Origin of the sequence: uncultured Aggregatibacter sp. (genome assembly GCF_901873365.1) — a bacterium.
Classification (GTDB): domain Bacteria; phylum Pseudomonadota; class Gammaproteobacteria; order Enterobacterales; family Pasteurellaceae; genus Aggregatibacter.
Genome location: NZ_CABFLM010000128.1, coordinates 1 through 1,756, shown reverse-complemented (window position 1 = coordinate 1,756; position 1,756 = coordinate 1). Strand labels below are relative to the sequence as shown.

Annotated in this window: 2 protein-coding genes; both read right to left on the bottom strand. The window is 35.7% G+C overall.

The genetic code is table 11. The features are described 5' to 3' along the window. The coding region (locus tag QZ106_RS10235; RefSeq protein ID WP_295976707.1) for a sugar transferase at nucleotides 1-564 on the bottom strand (564 nt) is incomplete at its 3' end. Between the two features lies 1 nt (nucleotide 565). Next, a partial coding sequence (locus QZ106_RS10230; protein WP_295976706.1) for a DegT/DnrJ/EryC1/StrS aminotransferase family protein occupies nucleotides 566-1,756 on the bottom strand: 1,191 nt, incomplete at its 5' end.

Genomic DNA, 1,756 nt, shown 5'->3' with positions numbered 1-1,756 from the left:
AAGAAAAATTATTTTAAAATACTCTATTAGACTTCTATTTTTAATATATTTCATATTATACTTTATTTTTTCCGGCATAATTTCTTCAATATATGTTTTTTCAGGATCCGTCGATTTACCTAAAATCTCGTTTTCATCCATATATTCTATAGAGGCATAATCTGTAATACCCGGTTTTACTGAAAGCACTTTGTTCTGCTCATCATCATAAAGCTCAACGTATTTTCTTACCTCAGGGCGAGGACCAACTAAACTCATATCTCCCACTAATACATTAATTAATTGAGGTAGCTCATCGAGTTTATATTTACGGATAAAATAACCTGAACGTGTAATTCGAGGATCTCTTCCACCTACCGTAATCAATCCCTTTTTATCAGCATCAACTACCATAGAACGAAATTTAAATAAACCAAAATCTTTACCGTTTTGCCCAACACGAATTTGTTTATAAAATACAGGTCCCACGGAATCAATTTTGATCCAAACAGCTAAAACAATGAAAATAGGGGCTAGAATAACTAGCCCAACTAAACTTAATACAAAATCAAAAAAACGAATCACTTTACTTAACCTTATTATAAGCAGAGACCACTGTATCAATGATAAATTGAACTTGTTCATCTGTTAATTGAGGATAAATCGGTAGTGAAATTTCACCTTTATAGTTATCATAGGCCTGAGGATAATCTTCAATTTTATACCCTAAGTTCTTAAATAAAGTAAGCATTGGCATTGGGATAAAGTGAACATTTACAGCCACTTCACTCTTAGCTATTTCATCAATCATCGCATCTCGTTGTGCTTCAGTAAAATCTTTAATACGTAAAGCATACAAATGATATGAAGTCTCTTTTTCACCTTGTTTTGATGGTGGTAAAATTGCCCAATCATATCGTTTAAATGCTTCGCCATAAGTATCAAAAACACGTTTACGTTCTTTCAATAAATCTTCATAAATACGAATTTGTGCCAAGCCGATCGCTGCATTCACATCGGCCATATTAATTTTCATACCTAGGCCAGTAATATCGTATCGCCAACCACCGGCTTTACTCTTAGAGAAAGCATCTTTAGTTTGACAGTTTAATGCCATTTGGCGAAGCTCTCCATAGAGTTTAGCGTTATCAAAAGGTGCCGGCAAGTTAATACAAATTGCGCCCCCTTCAGCTGTAGTCACATTTTTCACGGCATGCAATGAGAAAATAGCAATGTCTGTTTCACTCCCTGTTCTCATACCCTTTTTGTACCAAGCACCTAAAGAGTGTGCTGCATCATTCAATACTAAAATACGGCCAAGTTTTTCTTGATTCTCGCTTTCAGCCTTAAAGAGCGGTCGAATTTCTGAAGATTTTACCAAATCCATAATTTCGTCATAATCGCAAGGGAACCCAGCAATATCAACAGGCATAATAGCTTTCGTTCTTGGTGTAATTGCTTTTTTAATCGCATCCAAAGAAATATTAAAATCTTCTGAAGTATCTACCATTACTGGTTTAGCTCCTGCATGTAACACCGCTAAAGCTGTTGCACTATAAGTATAGGCTGGCACAATGACCTCATCGCCTTCTTTTACGCCGAACCAGCGAAGCATCATAATCGCTGCAGAAGTCCAAGAGTTTACACAAAGCACTTCTTTGGCCCCTGAGAATTGTTTAATTTCTTCTTCTAAAGCTTTCACTTTAGGTCCTGTGGTAATCCAGCCTGAACGTAAAGAATCTACAACTTCATTGATTACATCTTCATTAACATATGG